The organism is Saccharopolyspora oryzae (genome assembly GCF_027853915.1).
Taxonomy (GTDB): domain Bacteria; phylum Actinomycetota; class Actinomycetes; order Mycobacteriales; family Pseudonocardiaceae; genus Saccharopolyspora; species Saccharopolyspora oryzae.
This window is the reverse complement of sequence record NZ_JAQGLA010000004.1, coordinates 83,175-101,286: the sequence shown is the minus strand read 5'-3', so window position 1 is coordinate 101,286 and position 18,112 is coordinate 83,175. Positions and strand designations below refer to the sequence as shown.

Here is an 18,112-nt window from a genome sequence, read left to right as displayed (position 1 = left end):
CGGCTCAGCTGCCGGCGCGCTGCCCGGCCGCCGCGAGCGGCTCGGAGGTATCTCGCCCGGACAGGCGGTCGAAGTAGGCCAGGGCGTCGTAGAGGCCGACGACGTCGGCGTACTTGGCCTGCAGGTCGAACAGGGCGGCATCGTGCGGGCCCCGCGCCCGGTCGCCGCAGGCTTCGCGCACCACGAGGGTGTTGAAGCCGCACTGCACGCCGTCGACGGCGGTGGCGCGGACGCAGCCGGAGGTGGTGGCGCCGCAGACCAGCAGGGTGTCGGTTCCCAGGCTGGTCAGCAAGGTGGCCAGGCCGGTTCCGTGGAACGCGGAGGCACCCTTCTTCAGGACGAGGTGGTCGCCGGGGTGCTGCTCGAGCCGGGGATCGAGAGCGACCTCATCGCTCCCTTCGCGCAGAGCGCGCATGCCTGGTGCTTTGCGGAGCCAGGCGATGGCGTCGCCGTCGGCTTCGGCGGGCGTGTAGCTGATCGCGGTGTAGATCACCGGCACGTCGTGCTGCCGGGCCGTGGTCGCGAGGACGGCAGCCGCGGTCACCTCCCGGGTGAGGTCGGATCCGGAGGCGAATCCGGTTTCGGTGAAGCCGCGGGTCAGGTCGACCACGACCAGCGCCGGGCGGCTGCCGCGGGGAACCGCGGCACCGAACCCGGCCCGGTCGTAGGTGGCGTCGGTCTCGGCCCCGTGCAGGCCGGCGGGTCGGTCGTCATCGGCGGGCACGCTGCAACTCCTTGATCAGTTTGTCCTGGGTGCGGATCCGGCCGAGCAGCCAGCCCTGGAAGAAGCCGAGGGCCGCTGCGGCCGCCACCGCGGCGTATCGCCGGGTCTGGGGAGGCAGCAGCATCGCCAGCCCGTCGAGGGCTTCGCCGCTGCCGTTCGCAGCCGGGGTGGTGGTGCCGACCGGGGTTGCGGATGTCGCGGTGCTCGGCCCCTGCTGCAGCTGGACGGCGAGGTTGCGGGCGAACTGGTCCAGCAGCCGGTTGGACACGGTGCTGATCGCGCTCTTGCCGAACTGGGCGAGCTTTCCGCGCACGGACAGGTCGGTGTGCAGCTTGAGCGTCGCTCCCCCGGGAGCACCGACCACGGTCAGGGTGACATCGGCTTCGGCGTCGCCGTTGCCGTGGCTGTCGGCTCCTCGCGCGAGCAAGCGCAGTCGGCGGTCGGCGGCCGCGACCTCGCTGAACCGCACCGTGCCGGCGTAGGCGGCGCTGATCGGGCCGACCTTGAACTTGACGCGGCCGCGGTAGCTGTCGCCGTCGCGCCCGTCGAGGGTCGCGCCGGGCAGGCAGCCCGCCACCCGCTCGACGTCGTTGATCAGCGCGAACACGGCATCCGGGTCGGCCGGGACTTCGAGTTGGTTCTCCAGGATCACGGTGTCGCTTCCTTCTCGGCGGAGGTTCGGGCCGGGCAGGTGTCCGAAGTGGACCTTCTGCGCGCAGCGGTATCGGCAACTGCGTCGACGATCGTCTGGTAGCCCGTGCAGCGGCACAGGTTCGCCGAGACCGCCTCGCGGATCTCGTCGCGGTCGGCGTCCGGCTCCTGGGCCAGGAAACCCTCGGCGAGCATCAGGAACCCCGGTGTGCAGAACCCGCACTGCAGCCCGTGGTGGTCGCGGAAAGCGCGCTGCAGGTCGGAGAGCTCGCCGTCGTCGTCGAGCGATTCGACGGTGCGGATGTCGCAGTTCTCGGCTTGCACGGCGAACATCAGGCAGGCCCGCACCGGTTCGCCGTCGACCAGGACGGTGCACGCCCCGCACACCCCGTGCTCGCACCCGACGTGGGTGCCGGTGAGGCCGAGGTCGTGGCGCAGTGCGTCGATCAGGGTCTTCCGCGGTTCGACCAGGGCTTCGTGCGCTGCTCCGTTGACGGTCAGCCCGATCAGGTGTCGCTCGCTCATGACGGGGTGGTCGCCTCCTCTCGGCTGGACGGCTGCGGGGAGCGGGCCGCGTCCAGCGCGGCCAGCACGGTCTGCGGGTGCACGGGAGTCGTGTCGAGCTCGACCCCGGTGTGGCGCAGGGCGTCGTTGATCGCGTTCAGCACCGCGGCCGGAGCACCGATCGTGCCGCCCTCGCCGGCCCCCTTGGCGCCGCTTTCGGTGAAGGCGCAAGGGGTTTCGAGGTGGGTGACGGTGATGTCCGGGATCTCGGTCGCGGTCGGGACGAGGTAGTCGATGAAGCTGGCCGCCGAGGGCTCGCCGTTGTCGGCGTAGGTGACCTCCTCGAACAGCGCTCCGGCGATGCCCTGGGCGATCCCGCCGCGGCACTGGCCGTCGACGACCTGCGGGTGGATCACCACACCGCAGTCCTCCACGCAGGCGTAGCGCAGGATCTTCAGCTGCCCGGTGCCCGGATCGGCTTCGACCACCACGGCGTGGGTGGCGTTGGAGAACGTGCCGTCACCGGCGACGTCGAAGCTCGCGGTCGCCGTCAACGTCGGTTCGACGCCCTTGGGCAGCAGGTGGCTGCGCAGGTAGGCCACGTCCGCGATGTCCTCGAAGGACACCCGCCGAGCGGGGTCGTCGATCTGGACGACTCCCCCGTCCCCGTCCAGGCGGACGTTGTCCGCGCTGGTCTTGAGCAGGTGCGCGGCGATGGTGCGCAGGAGCTCGCCCAGACGTCCGGCCGCGGCGGACACCGCGGAGCCGCCGATGGTCACCGACCGGGAGGCGAACGTGCCCCACCCGTAGGCGATGCGCTCGGTGTCGCCCTGCCGCAGCTTGACCTTGTCCAGGTCCAGTCCCAGCCGGTCGGCCACGATCTGCGCGAGGGTCGTCTCGTGCGACTGCCCGTGGTTCATCGTGCCGCTGGTGACCACCACCGATCCCGTGGTGTCCATCCGGATCTCGGAGATGTCGAACCCCGGGACGACCTGCATCTTGCGCTTGGCGAAGGCGTCGGAGCCGTAACCGGTCCGCTCGGAGAAGCAGCAGTAGCCGATGCCGACGTGCCGTCCCTCGGCGGCGGCCCGCTCCCGGAACTCGTACCAGCCCTCGTCGCGGAGGGTGGTCTCGGCGAGGTCGAGCGATTCCCGGTAGGTGCCGGGGTCGTAGGTGACGTCGTTGACGCCGGTGTAGGGGAATTCGGTGATCACGTTGCGCCGGCGGATCTCGACCGGGTCGATGCCGAGTTCGCGCGCAGCGCGTTCCATCACGCGTTCCACCGCCATCACGTACTGCGGGCGGCTGACCCCGCGATAGGGCGCGGTCGGTGCCTTGTTGCTGGTGATCGCGCGGCCGCGGACCCGGTAGGCGGGCACCCGGTAGACGCCCGGCATCTCGGCGGAGGCCATCAGCGGTTCGATACCGGCGGTGAACGGGTAGCAGGAGTAGGCGCCCATGTCGCAGACGACGTCGACGTCCAGGGCGGTGATCCTGCCCTCGGCGTCGAACGCCGCGCGGGTGCGGTAGCGCTGCTCGCGGGCCAGGAACGCCGCGGTCAGCGCCTCCCTGCGGTCTTCGATCCACTTCACCGGCCGGTCCAGTTCCCGGGCCGCCGCCGCGACCGCGATCTCCTCGCGGCCGACCACGCACTTCTGGCCGAACCCGCCGCCCATGTCGGGGACGGTGACCCGCACGGCGCGCTCCGGCATGCGCAGCGAGCGGGCCAGCACGGTGCGCACCTGGTGCGGGACCTGGGTGCAGGTCTGCACCAGCAGCTGGTCGTCGCGGTCGTCCCAGGAAGCGACCACGCCGCGGGTTTCCAGCGGCAGCGCGTTCTGCCGCCCGGTTCGCGTGACGACCTCGACCACGCACCCAGGACCGGACTCAGCGGCCTCGAACGCGGAGTCGACACCGGGCGTGTCGAACATCGACACGTCGAGGAGGACGTTCCCGGGCGCTTCCTCGTGCACGAGCGGTGCGTCCGGGGCGAACGCGGTCTCCTCCGACACGACCGCGCCGAACGGCTCGTAACTCACCACCGCGGCTTCGATGCCGTCCTCCGCGCTGTACGGGTCGCGGGCGATGACCACGGCCACGGGTTCTCCGACGAAGCGCACCTTCTCCTTGGCGAGGACGGGCATCGCGGTGGGCGCGAACTCCTCCTGCGGGCGGTCGAGCAACGCCACGATGTCGCCGAGGTCGAGGTCTTCCGCGGTGTAGGCGGCGACGACGCCCTCGACCTCGCGGACCGCGGACAGGTCGATGTCGAGGATCCGGCCGTGCGCGACGGTGGAGCGGACGAAACCCGCGTGCAGCATCCCGGTCAGCTGGACGTCGTCGATGAACCGCCCCCGACCGCGCAGCAGGCGCGGGTCCTCGCGCCGGGGGACGGCGGTCCCGACCCAGCGATTCCCTTCGGACTGCGCAGTCATCGCGCCACTCCCCTCTCCCACGCCTCGTGCAGGGCCTGGACGACGAGCGTCCGGGTGAGCCGGCGGCGGTAGGCGCTGGTGCCGGCTGCGTCGTCGGGGGGATCGATGGCCGCGGCGGCAGCGTCCGCGCACTCGGCGAAGAGGTCCGGCCCGGGGACGCCACCGGCCAGGACGGCCTCGGCCTCGGGAACCCGGACGGGCGCCGGGGCCACGCCACCGAGGACGACCCGACCGCCGGTCAGCCGGTTCCCGTCGGCGTCGAGCGCGACCGCCGCGTCGACGGTCGCGAAATCCCCGTGGCGGCGGGCGAATTCGGTGAGCGCGGCCCGCGGCGCCGGGCGGGTGAAGCGCACTTCCACGACGACTTCGTCGGGTTCGACGGCTGTGGCGTAGAACCCGTAGAACATCTCGGCCGCCGGGATCTCCCGCTGCCCGTTCGGGCCTTCGGCGACGATCATCGCGTCGAGCAGCAGCGCGAGCAGGCACCACTCGGCGGTGGCGTCCCCGTGCACGATGCTGCCCGCGACCGTGCCCCGGGAGCGGATCGGCAAGTGCCCCACCCACCGCATGGCCCGGGAGATCACGTCGAACTCCGTACCCAAGGTGCGGCCGGAGGTCTCGACCGCGCGATGGGTGCTCAACGCCCCGATCCGGAGTTGCGAGCCGTCGCGCCGGATCGAGCTCATCGCCGGATCGCGCCGCAGCGGTCCCAGGTCGACCAGGACGGTCGGCCGGGCGAGCCGGAAGTTCATCATCGGGATCAGGCTCTGGCCCCCGGCGATGAGCTTCGGCTCCTGACCCGCCGCGGCGAGCTCGCCGAGCAGGCCGACGGCATCGGCGACGTCATGCGCCCGGTAGTAGCTGAACGCAGCGGGCTTCACGCGGTCAACCTCCTCGTCCGTTGTTCGACATCTGCGGATTTCCCCGTCAGCGCGCCGAAGTCTCCGTCGTCGCGGTGGTTCGCACAACCGTCGGCTCGGCTCCGGCAACGGTGATGCGGTCGAGTTCGCGACCGCGGGTCTCCGGTGCGGCGACCGTCATGAACACGACCGCGGCCACCACGAGCACACCGAGCACCGTGAAGGTCAGCGGCAGGCCCAGCACCGGCCACAGCACGCTGCCGAACAGCAGCGGGGCGAAACCCGTGACGGCGCGGCTCGACGAAGAAGCCCAGCCGAAGCCCGAGGCGCGCAGCTCGGTCGGGTAGAGCTCGGAGACGTAGGCGTACATGACCGGGATGACCACCAGGGAGAACAGGCCGAAAGCACCGATCGCCACGACCGCCAGAGACGGTGTTCCCAGCAGCAACGAGAACACCACCAGCATCACCGACATCACCGGCCCCGCGGTCGCGATGACCCGCTTGCGGCCCACCCTGTCGACGACGAGCACCGCCAGTGCGACGCCGACGATGCCCACCGCGTTCATCAGCGCGGTGGAGGCGAAGGCCGCGATCTCGCCGAAGCCCTCCGCCTTCAGGATCGACGGCATCCAGCTCAGCGCGGCGTAGTAGACCAGCATGACGCTGGTGAACAGCACCCACGACACCGCCGTGATCCGCGGGTTGAAGGCCCACACCCGGCGCAGCTGGTCGAACGCCGCCGCCACCGCGCCGCCGCGGGTGTCCTCCACGACCGCCGCTGGGATCACGTAGGGCTCGGGCGTCGCTCCGGTGCGGCGGACGAGATCGTCGATGACCGCGCGAGCTTCCTCCTCGCGCCCCTTGCGGACCAGGTACAGCGGGGACTCCGGAACACCGCGCCGCACCCAGATCAGCAGCAGCGCAGGCAGGATCATCAGCACCAGCATCCAGCGCCAGTTCCCGTGCACCGGGACGAGCAGCGTCGCCGAGACACCGGCCAGCGTGGTCCCCACCGGCCACCAGCCGTCCATCGCCGAGAGCACCCGCCCGCGTTGGCGGCGGGGCGAGAACTCGCTGACGATCGCGTAGTCGACCGGGATGCACCCGCCGAGCCCGACTCCGGCGAGGAAGCGCAGGAGCAGGAAGACCTCCAGGTTCGGGGAGAGCGCCCCGACCGCGGAGAACAGCGCGAACAGCAGCAGCGTGATGCTGAAGGCCCGCTTGCGGCCGATGCGGTCGGCCACCGTCCCCCAGGCCACCGCACCGACCGCCATGCCGATCAGGTTGGCGGTGGCCACCAGTCCCTTCTGCCCCGGCGAGAGCCCGAACTCGGTTCCCACCAGCGGGGTCAGGAACCCGTTCAGCGCCACGTCCCAGGCGTCGAACATGTAGCCCAGCCCGCCGATCAGGAAGATCTTGCCTTGCACACCCCATCTCCAGGGCAGGTCCTGGACGACTTGGTCTCCGGTACGCATGAGTCCCTCCGTGGTGAGGTCGCGTCGGCGTCGCGCGTCAGCGGGCGAACTGGTATTGGATGGATTCGGTGTCCGGGTCCGTGAGCGGGCTGCCGTTCCAGAGCCAGTCGTAGGACACGTCGGACTCGCCGTCGAAGCGGCGCAGCTTCTCGTCGCGCTCGCGCTGCTCCGGCCCGTCGGGCAGGTGGTAGAAGCTCATGTTCTGCAGGGACGCGTCCTGGACCATGCCCGCGTGCTTGGCCCGTCGATCGACGTAGCGGATCAGGGCCGCCTCGATCCCGTCGCGGGTCACCCGGCCGAGCTCCTCGGCGAGCACGGCCGCGTCCTCCATCGCCTGGGAAGCGCCCTGCGCCTGGTAGGGCAGCATCGCGTGGCAGGCATCGCCGAGCAAGGCGATTCGCCCGTCGACCCAGACCGGGTCGCGGCGGCGGCGGTACATCGCCCACACCGACACGTCCTCGTCCTTGGCCTTGGCCAGCACCGCCGGGACGCGGTCGTCCCACTCCTCGTACTCCGCGGCGAGCTGCGCCGCGGTGGCCGGGCCGCTCCAGTCCCGGGCGATCTCCTCGGTGCACGGGACGATCGCGACGACGTTGAGGTACTGGCCGCCGCGGATCATGTAGTGCACCAGGTGCTTGTCCGGGCCGTACCAGATCGTGGAGTGGAAGCGGTCCACGAGGAACCGGGTCGCCGGGTCCGCGGCTACCAGGTCGCCGGGGATCAGCGCGCGGTAGGCCATCTCCCCGGAGAACTCGAGGGTGTCGTCGAAGCCCGCCAGGTCCCGCACCGCGGACCGGATGCCGTCCGCCCCGACCACGAGGTCCCCGGCGAACCGCCGGCCATCAGCGGTCAGCACCGCCGGGCGCACCGGATCGGTGCGGTCGAGGTCGACCACCTGCGCCGAGGTGGCGACCTCGACGACCGGGCCGGGGCCGTGGGGGTCCAGGCACGCGTCGAGCAGGACGCGGTGCAGGTCGGCGCGGTGGTAGTGCCAGTAGGGCGCCCCGTACTGGTCGATCACCCGCTGCCCGAGCGGCAGCTGGGCGATGATGCTCCCGTCCGCCCAGCGGCGGCGGACCTGGTCCTGGGGTTCGGTGCGCACGCGCTCGAGCTCGGCGCGCAGCCCCAGGCCGATGAGGATCCGGCTGGCGTTGGGGGCGGTCTGGATTCCCGCGCCGATCTCCCCCAACTGCGGCGCCGCCTCGACGACCGTGGCCCGCAGGCCCCGTTGCCGCAGCGACAGCGCGGCGCACAGGCCTCCCAAACCGGCACCGACAACAACGACTTCGAACGACTGGCTCGCAGCCACGCTGGCCTCCTCGTCCTCGCCGGAACCCGCGTCGGATTCAGATGATCCGAACACGTACTATCCGGATGTGCAAGGTTTTGCTTGAAAAGGATTTGTTCGCAGGTGATTACCAATTGATGCACTCCTGATCTGCGCGAAGAGGCAGACGATCAGGATGCGGACACGCGAGCACGAGCTCGCGTCGAGGCGTGCGGATTCAGCACGGCCCGAGGAGCCGGGACGCCCCGCCCGAGGCGGTCCCGGCCACGAACGCCGCGCGCTGGAAGGTCAGGCCGGGACGGCGACGGCTCCGCCGAGCAGCTTTCCCGCACCGGGCACGCGGGTTTCGAGTCCGAGCTCGGACAAGATCCGGAAGGTGGTGGCGGTCGCGGCCGAGAGCACCGGGATCCCCACCTCGTCCTCCACCGGCTGGATCGAGGGCAGGGACGGCATCTGCACGCAGGCCGACAGGACCAGCGCGTCGGCGCCGGACAGGTCGAGCTTGCGGTAGTGCTCGCGCAGATCGGCCGGATCAAGCCGCGCCACGGCGAGGTTGTCCGGCACCTCCAGCGAGAGCGCGTCCACCACCTCGACCCCGGCGTCCTCGATGTAGTCCGCCACCGCCTTGGTCAGCGGCTTCATGTACGGCGTCAGGATCGCGACCTTGCGCGCGCCCAACGCGCCGATGCCGGACAGCAGCGCACCAGCGCTGGAGACGACCGGGGCGTCGGACCCCTCGGCGCGCAGCGCGCGGGTGATGTCGTCCTCCGCCGTGCAGTGGTAGCCCGGCCCCTGCGCCATGATCGCCACCAGGCAGGCGGTGGCCACGACTCCCGGGCGGGCGTCGGCCAGCTCCGCCGCCGCCCGTTCGGCCTGGGCGTTCATCGCCCGCAGCTGTTCCGGGGTCACGTGCTGCATCCGCGCCCGCGCCGAGTGGAAGACGAACCGGTCCCCCGGTTCGGCCTCCTCCCGGGCGCGCAGCATCCGGGGCAGCTCGGTCTCCATGGTCAGGTTCGAGCTGGGCACGATCATCCCGATGTGGTGCTCGCGCACCGCCGCGTCCGCGCTCATCGCCGACCGACCGGGCGCATCTCGGCGACGGTCAGCTCGCCCGCGTCGACGATCAGCTCGTCGTCCAGGTACAGCGAGTTGCCGCGCATCGGGATGTCGAAGTGGCAGGCGGTGTCGTTCGGGCCGCCGAGCTCGTTGTTCGGCCCGATGGAGAACATCACGTTGCCGTAGAAGCTGCGCAGCTCCATGCCCATCCCGCCCGGGAACTGGGTCAGGCCGTGCCAGTGGGCCCGCTCGTCCAAACCCCAGCCCACGTGGCTCATCCCGTAGCCGCGCGGGTCGTCGAAGCTCTCGATGTAGGAGCGAAGCAGGTCCGCGTCCAGCCCGGACGACCCGGCGCCGCCGCGGATGTCGCGGATGAAGCCCTCCTCGATGGTGATCTCCACCGGGGTCTGCACGTAGGTGTTGAACGGCAGGAGCACGTCGCCCGGCGCGAGCACGATCTTCCCGTCGACACCGTCGTCGGCTCCGCCGGTGAACACGAAGGCCGCGGGCCAGTGGTCCCACCGCCCCGGGGTGTCGGTGTAGCCGTACTCCGACAGCGTCGGGTACATGCCGAGCTTGTAGGTGACATCGGTGCCCGCCGGGCTGGTGATCCGCATCGTGCTCGCCTTGGCCAGCAGCTCCGCGCCGATCTCGACCCGCTCGCGCAGCTCCTTCGTCGGCATCAGCCGGGCCAGCAGCTCCGGCGGCTCGACGGCGGTCAGGATCCGGACCCCGGCGTCCTGGATGGCGAACTGCTCCTTGCTGAACAGCAGGAAGGTGCAGTCCACGACCATGTCGACGCCCTTGAGCGCGTCCACGGCCTTGGGGATGTTCCCGAGGCCGGAGTCGCCCACGGCCCACGCCCCCGAAGCGCTCGCCGGCGAGGGCAACCGCATGTGGAACGCCGCGGCCCCCAGCTGCTGAGCGGCCCACAGGAACGCATCGGCGTACTCCGCGCGCTCCCCGCCGCGGGTGAGCACGACGACCGTCTCCCCCTCGTGCACGCCGGACAGGCGCAGTTGCTGCAAGCAGATGTCGTTGAACAGGTTCTGGTCCACCGTTGACCACCTCCGGATATAATCCGAGCACGTATTATCCGGACACGCAAGAGTCTCTTTCGCGCAATCCCGACGCTTCGAACCCGTGGTCGAACCTCGCGCTCCCGCGCAAGAGCACCCCCACCGCACGCCGGGCGACCGCGGATCAGATGACACGGTGATCCCCTTGTGCAGCAAGGAGTTTCACCAGCAGACCAGGCCGCAGAACCGACGCCGCTCGGACCCCACCGGCCCTGCACCGAGCGCAACCATCCGGGTACGTATTATCGATTTGCACCTGGCCAGGTGCGCAAGCCGCACGGGAGGAACGCAATGGGGGAGCCAGCGCGCACGGGCCGACGCGCCGCGGAGACGTCAGCAGCCACCCCGGCACCGCCCTCCGACCTGCTGGCCGCGCCCGGCTACGGCGCCCGCCGGCTGTACCAGGCCTACCTCGCCGCCTGGAACCGGCACGTCGACTCGGTGCTGACCGGCCCGCAGTTCGCCGTCCTCTCCGCCGTCCGCGCCTACCCCGGCAGCGACCAGAGCTCGCTGGCCGGCGCCGCCGCGCTGGACACCTCGACGATGGCCGACCTGTGCCGCAGGCTCGAACGACGGGGCCTCATCCAGCGCATCGAATCCCCGCGCGACGCCCGGCGCAAGCTGCTCTCCCTCACCGAAGAAGGCGAAGAGGTGCTCACCGAGGTGAACCACCGGGCCCGCCAACTGGACGAGGCGCTGCTGGCCGGCAAGGACATCCCCCGCGACGCCGACACCGCAACGCTTCTCAACGCGCTCGGTGCCCACTGGGAAGCCGTCGCAGCGTACGAAGACCTGGACTGAGCCGAACGAGTTTCAGCTGCTCCCCCAACCACTTCCCCACAACTGCCAACATTTCCCGTTGCGCCGCAACGGGATCCAGCACAGGAACCTCACCCGCCAACTGACCGGTGTCCCGCCCGCTCGTGCTTCCGACGCGAAAAAGTGCAACTCGCGGATTGCACGTGCCGACTTGATGTGCAACCCTGAAGTTGCACAAGAGCGGAGCGGAAGCGAAGGAGCATCCCATGATCGACGACCGCATCGAGCGCGAGATCCTGATTCAGGCAGCGCCGGAACGGGTCTGGCCCCTGGTGGCCGAGCCCGGTTTCTGGGTGACCGACGACGAGAGCGCTCGCGGCACCGTGGCCGTGGAGGGCCAGTCCCTGGTCGCCCGGCATTCGGAGCACGGCGACTTCCCGATTCGCGTGGAGAAGTCCGACCCGCCGCACTACCTGGCGTACCGGTGGGTGAGCGCGTTCCCCGGCGAGGACCTGCGCGAGGACAACTCCACCCTCGTGGAGTTCACCCTGACGCCCGAGGGCGACGGCACCCGGTTGCGCGTCGTGGAGAGCGGGTTCGCAGCTCTGCCGACCTCTGACGACAACCGCCGCAACGTGATCAAAGACCACACCGCCGGATGGGAGCACTGCTTCACCGCTCTCGCCGCCCGCGCCGAGTGACCCCACCGCGATGGACCGACGTTCCCCGAGCACCGACGTCGTCGACGGCGTTCTCGCCGCCCTGGCCGACCCGACCCGCCGCCAGCTGCTGGACCTGCTGGCCGCACGCGGGCAGGCCACCGCGACGACGCTCGCCGACGAGCTCCCGGTCTCGCGCCAGGCGGTGGTCAAGCACCTCTCCGTCCTAGACGGCGCCGGGCTGGTCGACAGCGTGAAAGTCGGACGTGAGGTCCGGTACGCGGTGAGCCCCGGGGCGCTGGACACGACGGCCCGCTGGATGGCCGCGCTCGCCGCCGACTGGGACCGGCGCCTGGCCAAGATCAAGCGGGTCGCGGAAGCGGCCGAGCGGGACCTGAAGTAAGCCGCGCGCCTCGCTGCGAATTCGAACCGCGTGCAGCCGCACGGCAAAGACCGCGACGTCATCACGGACGCGCGGGCCGGAACGACTTGTGGAGTCACCATGAGCAATCCAGCAAACGTCACCACATCCCACACCCTCGCCAAGCCTCCCGTCGTCGACCGCGCGACGTTCCAAGCCCAGCTCGACGAGCTGCGCGCACGGGAGAAGGCGCACACCCGCGAAGGCGACGCGATCGCGGCCGCGCGCCGCCGGCTGCCCATGGTCGAGGTGGACGGCAGCCTCGAGCTGATCGGGCCCGACGGGCCGCTCACCCTGCTCGACGCGTTCGAAGGGCGCCGGCAGCTCATCGCCTACTACTTCATGTGGAACCCCGGCCGCCCCGCGGCCGAGCAGTGCGAGGGCTGCACGTTCTACACCAGCCAGGTCGCCGAGCTGTCCTCCCTGCACTCCCGCGACATCACCTACGCGGTCTTCTGCCAGGGGCGCAACGTTTCCGCCAGCGGAGCCGAGCCCCAGGTGTCGTACGACGAGAGCATCCGCTACCGCGACTTCATGGGCTGGCGCATGCCCTGGTACTCGGCGCAACCGTCCCTCGACGCACTCCTCGTCGGGCGCCAAGTCGGCTTGTTCCACCTGGTGTGCTACCTGCGCGACGGCGACCGCGTCTTCGAAACCTACTGGACGACCCGCCGCGGCGTGGAGGCGATGGACTACAGCTACGCACTCATGGACCTCACCGTGCACGGACGCCAGGAGCCGTGGGAGAACTCGCCGCCCGGCTGGCCGCCACCGTGCTCCAACACCAGGACCGACGGCGGCCCGCCCGATTGGCCACCAGCGGCGCAATGGCCGGGCGGGCGCCCCATCGCCCAGTGGCCGCGCCTCGAAGCCGGACACTCCGACGACCTCGGCACCGCAAGCGCAGAACCCCCGAACCAACCCCACCACTGCCACTAGCGGGGTGCTCACCCACATCACCGGGTACCGCGGCGCACCCGCCCAATCCAGTCCACAGTGGATAATTCTCCGGAATGGCCGAGCAAGTTCGCACATCCGAGTGATGAGTCGTGGTCACCGGGAAGAGTGCCGATAACCTGGCGAAGCGATCTTGGGTTCTGCCGCGGACAATCGACGGGCGTTCGAGCGGATCGCAGCAAGAGGAATCCACACGAGACGACCGGCCGGGAGCCAGCGCTCTGACTCCCGGCCGGTCGCTGCGAGGAGGACGCGTGCGACTGCTCCTGCGGATCGGCTTGGTGCTGACCGCGCTCGGCGAGGGCATCCCCACGCTGTGGGCAGCAGTCTCCCCGCTGTCGTTCCAGCTCGGCTTCCCCACACCGGAACTCGCCTGGCTGACCGAGTTCCCGCCGTACAACGAGCACATGACGCGCGACTTCGGGCTGATCGGCCTCCAGTTCGCGGTGATCCTGGGATACGCCGCGGTGTCGATGCGGCACGCGCTGGTTCGCGCGGTCCTCGCCGCCTCGCTCGTCTTCAACGTTCCGCACCTGATCTACCACCAGCACCACGGCGCGACGGGCAACGCGGTGCCGCTCCAGGTGATCTCCCAAGCCGCACCGATCGCACTCGCAGTCCTGCTGCTGGTCGTCAACGAGCTGGCGAACCGGCCAGCACCCGCAGCAGACCGCCAGGAGCAGGTCAGCAGGGAATCATCTTGACTGCTCCCCTCCCTGAATATGGATTCTCGGACCCGAGTCTTCAGGGGATGCAGGGGATTTCTGGCTCAAGCTGCCCGGCCGCCCTGCGGACGGTCGGGTCTTGTGCTCTCAACACCAGCCGGGTACAGCCCAGCCCGGACCAGCATCACATGCGCGGAGTTCTTGTCCCTCGGCAACCGATTCTTGATGTCCTTCAGCGCCTTCGTCCGGGACTTCGCGAAGTTCCGGATGGCCTGCTGCTGCGGAACCGAGCCTCCCGCACGCAACCACTCATGCTCGGCCCGGTGCCGCGTGAGCTGCTTATCCCGCAACGCAGGACCGCACGTCTCGCCGTCACGGTGGCCCCGGCGGGATTCGGCGACACACTGATTCCACACCCACCGACATCGATCCCACTCGGCCAGCAACGCCCGTTCAGCGGCCCGGGACAGACGAAGGCGATAGGTGTACCGGGCATGACCGGTTCCCATTTCGTCTGCTGCCTGCATAACCGATCAAGATAGAGTATTGGCGCGTGGACACCAAGAACAGGTTCCGCACTGGTCGCCACGTGGTTTCCGCGATGTACGTGCACTCGGTCTTCCACCGAATACCGGTATCCGGTGTTCACCGACGCCCACCTGCGGCACATAGAAGAGATCATGCGGGCTGTGTGCGACGACTTCGAAACCGAGCTGAGGAGTTCAACGGCGAGCCCAACTAGGCACGTAAGCAAAGAGTTGACGCGCTTCCGCCCCGCCCTGGGCGGATCAGGGCGGGACGGGGCATCCGCACTACGCTCTTCCTGCGACCGCGAGGCGGTTGTAGGTGTTGATCAGCGACACCGTCCACACCAGGCAGACGAGCTGGGTCTGGTCGAAGTGCTCCGCGGCCGGGTCGTAGTCCGCGTCGGGCACCCCGCCGCTGAGCCGGGTGATCGATTCGGTCAGCCGCAGCGCCGCTCGTTCCGCTTCGGTGAAGTGCGCCGAGTCGGCCCAGTTCGCGAGCTCGCGCAACCGGAGCTCGGACTCCCCGCGTTCGAGGGCCTGCCGGGAGTGCATGTCCTGGCAGTACTCGCAGCCGTTGATCTGCGAGGCGCGCAAGCGCACGAGCTCGATCAGCTTGATGTCCAGACCGGACTGGCGGGCCAGGTCCTCCGCATCGCGGGTGAGCTGGTGCAGCGCGGTGAACGTCGTCGGCGTCGTACCGGCGATGTCGAACCGGGGGCTGATCACTTCTGTCATCGCGCAGATTCCTTCGCTGAGTCGGGTGCGGGATCGAGTTCGGCGGCCATCGCGGTGACGGTGCGACGGCACACCTTGCCGGTCGGTGCGAGCGGCAATTCCGGGAGCCGGAGCAGGTACTCCGGCAGCTTGCGGCGCTCCAGGCCGCGTTCGCCCTCCAGGAAGTCGGTGATGTCGGTCAGGGTGAGCTCGGACGTGGCTGCGGCCTGGCTGATGCACGCGCACATCCGCTCCCCCAGATCGGCGTCCGGCACGGGCACGCACGCCACGTCCACGATCGCGGGGTGAGCGCTGAGCTCGCGCTCGACCTCGGCCGGGCTGATGTGGAACCCGCCGCGGGAGACCACCACCTCCAACCGGCCGAGCACGTGCAGCCGCCCGTGCTCGTCGAACATGCCGCGGTCGCCGCTGCGGACCCAGCCGTCCTCGGTGCGGTAGCGGGCGTTGAGCTCGGGATCGGCGACGTAGCTCAGCGGCGTCATCGGGCCCCGCGCCCAGATCTCCCCGGTCCCGCCCGGCGGCACGTCGACGCCGTGCTCGTCGACGATCCGGATGTCGGCGACGGCCGGGTCCGGCGTGCCGGTGCCGGGGGCGCTACCGGTCCTGGCGGTGTGGCAGTTGATGCCGTCCGACGAGCCGTAGATGGTGATCACCCGGCACCCGAACCGCTGCCGGCAGGCTGCCGCGGTCACCTCGGCCAGCGGTGCGGCGCTGGACACGACGGCCCGGAGGCTGGACAGGTCCTCGTCCGGTGCCGCCGGGTGTTCCGCGAGGCGCCGCAGCATGGTCGGCACCCCGAAGAGGTGCGTCGGGCGGTACCGCCCGACCATGCGCAGCACCTCTGCCGGCTCGAAGCGGTCGGCCAGGATCAACGTCGAGCCGAGCGCCGCGAGGCTCACGAGCGCGCACGAACCGTAGGAAGTGGACGTCTTCATGAGCAGGAGACCGCGCATCGGGCCGTCGCCGTCGTGCAGCGCCCGGACGTAGCTCGCGCGGCCGCCGCCCATCGCGTTGTGCGAGTAGGCGATCATCTTCGGCTCGGACTGCGACCCGGACGTCACCAGGATGCGCGCCGGTGCTTCCGGATCGACCGGCTCCGGCTCCCAGCCATCCGCGTGCGGTGCCGCGTCCAGCGAGCTCACCTCCGAGGACATCGGCGGCTCAGCGTCCGCTCCGAAGGTGAAGACCGCGCGCACGTCGGGCAGCTCGGCGGCCACCGCCGCATCCGCGCGGCTCTCGAAGATCCCGGCGGCGGCCCTGGCGCGGCCGAGCAGGCTAGTGGTGTCCCGGCTCCCCCGCCCCGCCGGGTAGGGCAGGGCGACTGCGCCGATGGCCAGGACCGCGAGTTCGGCCACGAGCGCGCGCCAGCCGTTGGGCAGCCGGATGCCGATGATGTCGCCGGAGCCGAGCCCGCTCGCGGACAGGGCGGCGGCGATCCGGCGCACTTCGCGGTCCAGCCCGGCGTAGTCGAGCGTGCGTTCGCCGTCGATGACCGCTTCCCGCCCGGGGTGCGCGCGGACCCCTTCGCGCAGCAGCCCGTAGAGGTCGCGGTCGGGGCAGTCGCCGCGCTCGACCCATCGGCGACGCAGGTCGGCGGGCGTCATGTCGCGGATCTCGATGCCGTTGCGGGAAATCCAGGTCACGAGAACTCCCAAGGAGCGAGGGGGAAGGTGTGGGTGCTGTGGTCGAGCGCAGCGGCGAACTTGCGGTCCCCGGCCAACTCGCGCAGATCGGTGCACACCGGTGTGGCCACCACATCGGCAACGGGGAGCTCCGCCGCCCAGAACCCGCTGGGGCGCTCCTGGAAGCGCTCGGCGATGCCCTCCGGCGTAGTTCCCAGGACTGCGGCGAGCCGCTCCGGGTCGGTCCGGCCGGACAGCACCACGAATCCGTCCGACGTCCGCAGCGGCTGGTCCAGCACTGTCCACTTCAGACGCCGAGATGGACGTGGCAGGACGCCGGAGGCGGAGAACAGCGAGCTGTCCACCCGCATTCCCCGACCGGTGCGCTGCCGGTGCAGCAGCGCGGCCAGGACACCCATGGCGCTCACCGCCCCTCCGAGCACGTCGGTCAACGTCATCAGCGACGGCGCGCTCGGTTCATCCGCGGGGTGCACCGCGGCGGCCAGACCGCTGTGCGCCTGCACCAGGTAGTCCGTGCCCAGCGGCGTTTCCGGCCACGACAGCGGTTCCCAGCCCGACGACCACGCGTAGACCAGCCCGGGACTGGTGCGAACCAGGTCACCGGCGTCGAGCCCCAGCTGCGCGGCCTTGCCCGGTGCCCAGTTGTGCACGAAGACATCGGCGTCGGCGACGAGTTCGTGCAGCTCCCGGCGACCGCGTTCGCCTTTGACGTCCAGCTCGACGGCGTGCTTGCCGTCGTTGAGCGCTCGGAACCGCGCCGAGCAGTCGCCCGCCAACGGCGGAACGCCGCGCATCAGGTCACCGCCCGGCGGTTCGACGCGGATCACCTCGGCCCCCAGCATCCGCAGCAGGTGGCCGACCATCGGCCCCTGGATCCGCCGCGTGGACTCCACCACGACGATGCCGTCGAGCGGCGCGGGACCGCGCCACTCCGTCCGCGGAGCGGTCCCCGGCATCGTGCGGAAGGTGCACGCGGGAACGTCGACCGGCGGCGCCGGGTCGTCCCGCACCGGCAGCACGCTCACCCCGGTGGCATCGGCCACCGCCGCCACAGTGCGGTAGTCCACCGCGCGCAGGGCCCGGTGCAGTGCTTCCGGCAGATCCGCCGAGGCAGTGGCGAAGCGCTGCTGGAACGGCCGCCAGCCCGCAGCGACCGCGCTCCGGTCGGTGCCGAGCTCCGCCCAGAACCGCTGCCAACCCTCGCCGTGCAGCACTTCCAGCTCGAAGCGGACCCCATCGCGGCTGGTGAACGGCGGACGCCCACCGGCCCGCCAAGGTTCCTGCCAGTCGTCATCCGCGGTGGCCACCGCGAGGTACTGCTGCACGGACAGCAGTGCCGCTTCGGCCACCGAGGTCCGCACCGATGTGAATCCCGCACCACGTGCTCGCGCCAGCGAAGCGGCCAGAACCCCTTGTGCCGCAAGCACTCCGGCCAACGTTCCGGCGTAATCGACACCGAGCCGCTGCGGACGGCCGGCCGCTCGCCCGTGGACGTGCATGATCCCGCAGGCCGCCTGCACCGCCAGCTCGTCCGGCAGCTCGAGGTCGACCGGACCGGCCCAGTCGATGTCGCACGCCAGCAGATCAGGGTCTCCGGGCAGCGCAGCCAACTGCTCGGACGCTACGCGGAACGCCACTTCCGAGCCCGTGCGCTGCACGTTCGGCACAGTGG

The 18,112-nt window shown here is 70.6% G+C and carries 17 protein-coding genes; 5 read left to right on the top strand and 12 right to left on the bottom strand.

The features are described 5' to 3' along the window. Positions 1–4: 4 nt before the first annotated feature. From OU415_RS04295 to OU415_RS04255, 9 genes are all read right to left on the bottom strand, one after another. The gene (locus OU415_RS04295) at positions 5–724 is read right to left on the bottom strand and encodes an isochorismatase family protein (protein WP_270947214.1); all 720 of its coding nucleotides are present in this window, start codon (positions 722–724) and stop codon (positions 5–7) included. Beyond that, complete coding sequence (locus OU415_RS04290) at positions 711–1,376, bottom strand: SRPBCC family protein (RefSeq protein WP_270947213.1); 666 nt, start codon at positions 1,374–1,376, stop codon at positions 711–713. The genes OU415_RS04295 and OU415_RS04290 overlap by 14 nt, the downstream gene beginning before the upstream one ends. Next, entirely contained in the window at positions 1,373–1,900 is a 528-nt protein-coding gene (locus OU415_RS04285; protein WP_270947212.1) for a (2Fe-2S)-binding protein, read from the bottom strand. Before OU415_RS04285 ends, OU415_RS04290 begins: the two co-directional genes overlap by 4 nt. Further along, positions 1,897–4,314 (bottom strand): xanthine dehydrogenase family protein molybdopterin-binding subunit, encoded by a 2,418-nt coding sequence (locus tag OU415_RS04280; protein ID WP_270947211.1) that lies wholly within the window; start codon positions 4,312–4,314, stop codon positions 1,897–1,899. The genes OU415_RS04285 and OU415_RS04280 overlap by 4 nt, the downstream gene beginning before the upstream one ends. Then, positions 4,311–5,195 carry an FAD binding domain-containing protein gene (locus OU415_RS04275; RefSeq protein ID WP_270947210.1) on the bottom strand — a complete coding sequence of 295 codons (885 nt, stop codon included), beginning with the start codon at positions 5,193–5,195 and terminating at the stop codon, positions 4,311–4,313. Before OU415_RS04275 ends, OU415_RS04280 begins: the two co-directional genes overlap by 4 nt. A gap of 46 nt (positions 5,196–5,241) precedes the next feature. Further along, positions 5,242–6,651 (bottom strand): MFS transporter, encoded by a 1,410-nt coding sequence (locus tag OU415_RS04270; protein WP_270947209.1) that lies wholly within the window; start codon positions 6,649–6,651, stop codon positions 5,242–5,244. A 37-nt stretch (positions 6,652–6,688) separates the two neighbouring features. Beyond that, a complete protein-coding gene (locus tag OU415_RS04265; RefSeq protein ID WP_270947208.1) occupies positions 6,689–7,960 on the bottom strand; it encodes an FAD-dependent monooxygenase in 1,272 nt (423 codons plus the stop codon). A 267-nt stretch (positions 7,961–8,227) separates the two neighbouring features. After that, positions 8,228–8,992 (bottom strand): maleate cis-trans isomerase family protein, encoded by a 765-nt coding sequence (locus tag OU415_RS04260; protein WP_270947322.1) that lies wholly within the window; start codon positions 8,990–8,992, stop codon positions 8,228–8,230. Positions 8,993–9,006: 14 nt separating this feature from the next. Continuing rightward, positions 9,007–10,053 carry a M29 family metallopeptidase gene (locus OU415_RS04255; RefSeq protein ID WP_270947207.1) on the bottom strand — a complete coding sequence of 349 codons (1,047 nt, stop codon included), beginning with the start codon at positions 10,051–10,053 and terminating at the stop codon, positions 9,007–9,009. Positions 10,054–10,365: 312 nt separating this feature from the next. Between OU415_RS04255 and OU415_RS04250 the strand changes: the two genes are divergently transcribed. The 5 genes from OU415_RS04250 (at position 10,366) to OU415_RS04230 (ending at position 13,574) form a co-directional block, all read left to right on the top strand. Continuing rightward, complete coding sequence (locus tag OU415_RS04250) at positions 10,366–10,875, top strand: MarR family winged helix-turn-helix transcriptional regulator (RefSeq protein WP_270947206.1); 510 nt, start codon at positions 10,366–10,368, stop codon at positions 10,873–10,875. A gap of 224 nt (positions 10,876–11,099) precedes the next feature. Continuing rightward, positions 11,100–11,534, top strand: coding sequence for an SRPBCC domain-containing protein (locus OU415_RS04245; RefSeq protein ID WP_270947205.1), 435 nt, complete (start codon positions 11,100–11,102; stop codon positions 11,532–11,534). Between the two features lie 10 nt (positions 11,535–11,544). Then, entirely contained in the window at positions 11,545–11,895 is a 351-nt protein-coding gene (locus OU415_RS04240) for an ArsR/SmtB family transcription factor (RefSeq protein ID WP_270947204.1), read from the top strand. Positions 11,896–11,994: 99 nt separating this feature from the next. Next, entirely contained in the window at positions 11,995–12,852 is an 858-nt protein-coding gene (locus OU415_RS04235; protein WP_270947203.1) for a DUF899 family protein, read from the top strand. 272 nt (positions 12,853–13,124) lie between these two features. Next, on the top strand, positions 13,125–13,574 hold the full coding sequence (locus tag OU415_RS04230; protein ID WP_270947202.1) for a hypothetical protein: 450 nt from the start codon (positions 13,125–13,127) through the stop codon (positions 13,572–13,574). A 773-nt stretch (positions 13,575–14,347) separates the two neighbouring features. Here the strand turns inward: OU415_RS04230 and OU415_RS04225 are convergent. The 3 genes from OU415_RS04225 to OU415_RS04215 are packed head-to-tail and all read right to left on the bottom strand — an operon-like array spanning position 14,348 to position 18,107. Beyond that, the gene (locus OU415_RS04225) at positions 14,348–14,797 is read right to left on the bottom strand and encodes a carboxymuconolactone decarboxylase family protein (protein WP_270947201.1); all 450 of its coding nucleotides are present in this window, start codon (positions 14,795–14,797) and stop codon (positions 14,348–14,350) included. Next, complete coding sequence (locus OU415_RS04220) at positions 14,794–16,440, bottom strand: class I adenylate-forming enzyme family protein (protein WP_333776997.1); 1,647 nt, start codon at positions 16,438–16,440, stop codon at positions 14,794–14,796. The genes OU415_RS04225 and OU415_RS04220 overlap by 4 nt, the downstream gene beginning before the upstream one ends. Then, a complete protein-coding gene (locus tag OU415_RS04215; RefSeq protein WP_270947320.1) occupies positions 16,437–18,107 on the bottom strand; it encodes a CoA transferase in 1,671 nt (556 codons plus the stop codon). Before OU415_RS04215 ends, OU415_RS04220 begins: the two co-directional genes overlap by 4 nt. Positions 18,108–18,112: the final 5 nt, after the last annotated feature.

Excerpts from the sequence above, each read along its gene's own strand:
- OU415_RS04285 (WP_270947212.1), bottom strand. The coding sequence starts at position 1,900 with ATGAGCGAGCGACACCTGATCGGGCTGACCGTCAACGGAGCAGCGCAC.
- OU415_RS04280 (WP_270947211.1), bottom strand. The coding sequence starts at position 4,314 with ATGACTGCGCAGTCCGAAGGGAATCGCTGGGTCGGGACCGCCGTCCCC.
- OU415_RS04270 (WP_270947209.1), bottom strand. The coding sequence starts at position 6,651 with ATGCGTACCGGAGACCAAGTCGTCCAGGACCTGCCCTGGAGATGGGGT.
- OU415_RS04250 (WP_270947206.1), top strand. The coding sequence starts at position 10,366 with ATGGGGGAGCCAGCGCGCACGGGCCGACGCGCCGCGGAGACGTCAGCA.
- OU415_RS04245 (WP_270947205.1), top strand. The coding sequence starts at position 11,100 with ATGATCGACGACCGCATCGAGCGCGAGATCCTGATTCAGGCAGCGCCG.
- OU415_RS04240 (WP_270947204.1), top strand. The coding sequence starts at position 11,545 with ATGGACCGACGTTCCCCGAGCACCGACGTCGTCGACGGCGTTCTCGCC.
- OU415_RS04235 (WP_270947203.1), top strand. The coding sequence starts at position 11,995 with ATGAGCAATCCAGCAAACGTCACCACATCCCACACCCTCGCCAAGCCT.
- OU415_RS04225 (WP_270947201.1), bottom strand. The coding sequence starts at position 14,797 with ATGACAGAAGTGATCAGCCCCCGGTTCGACATCGCCGGTACGACGCCG.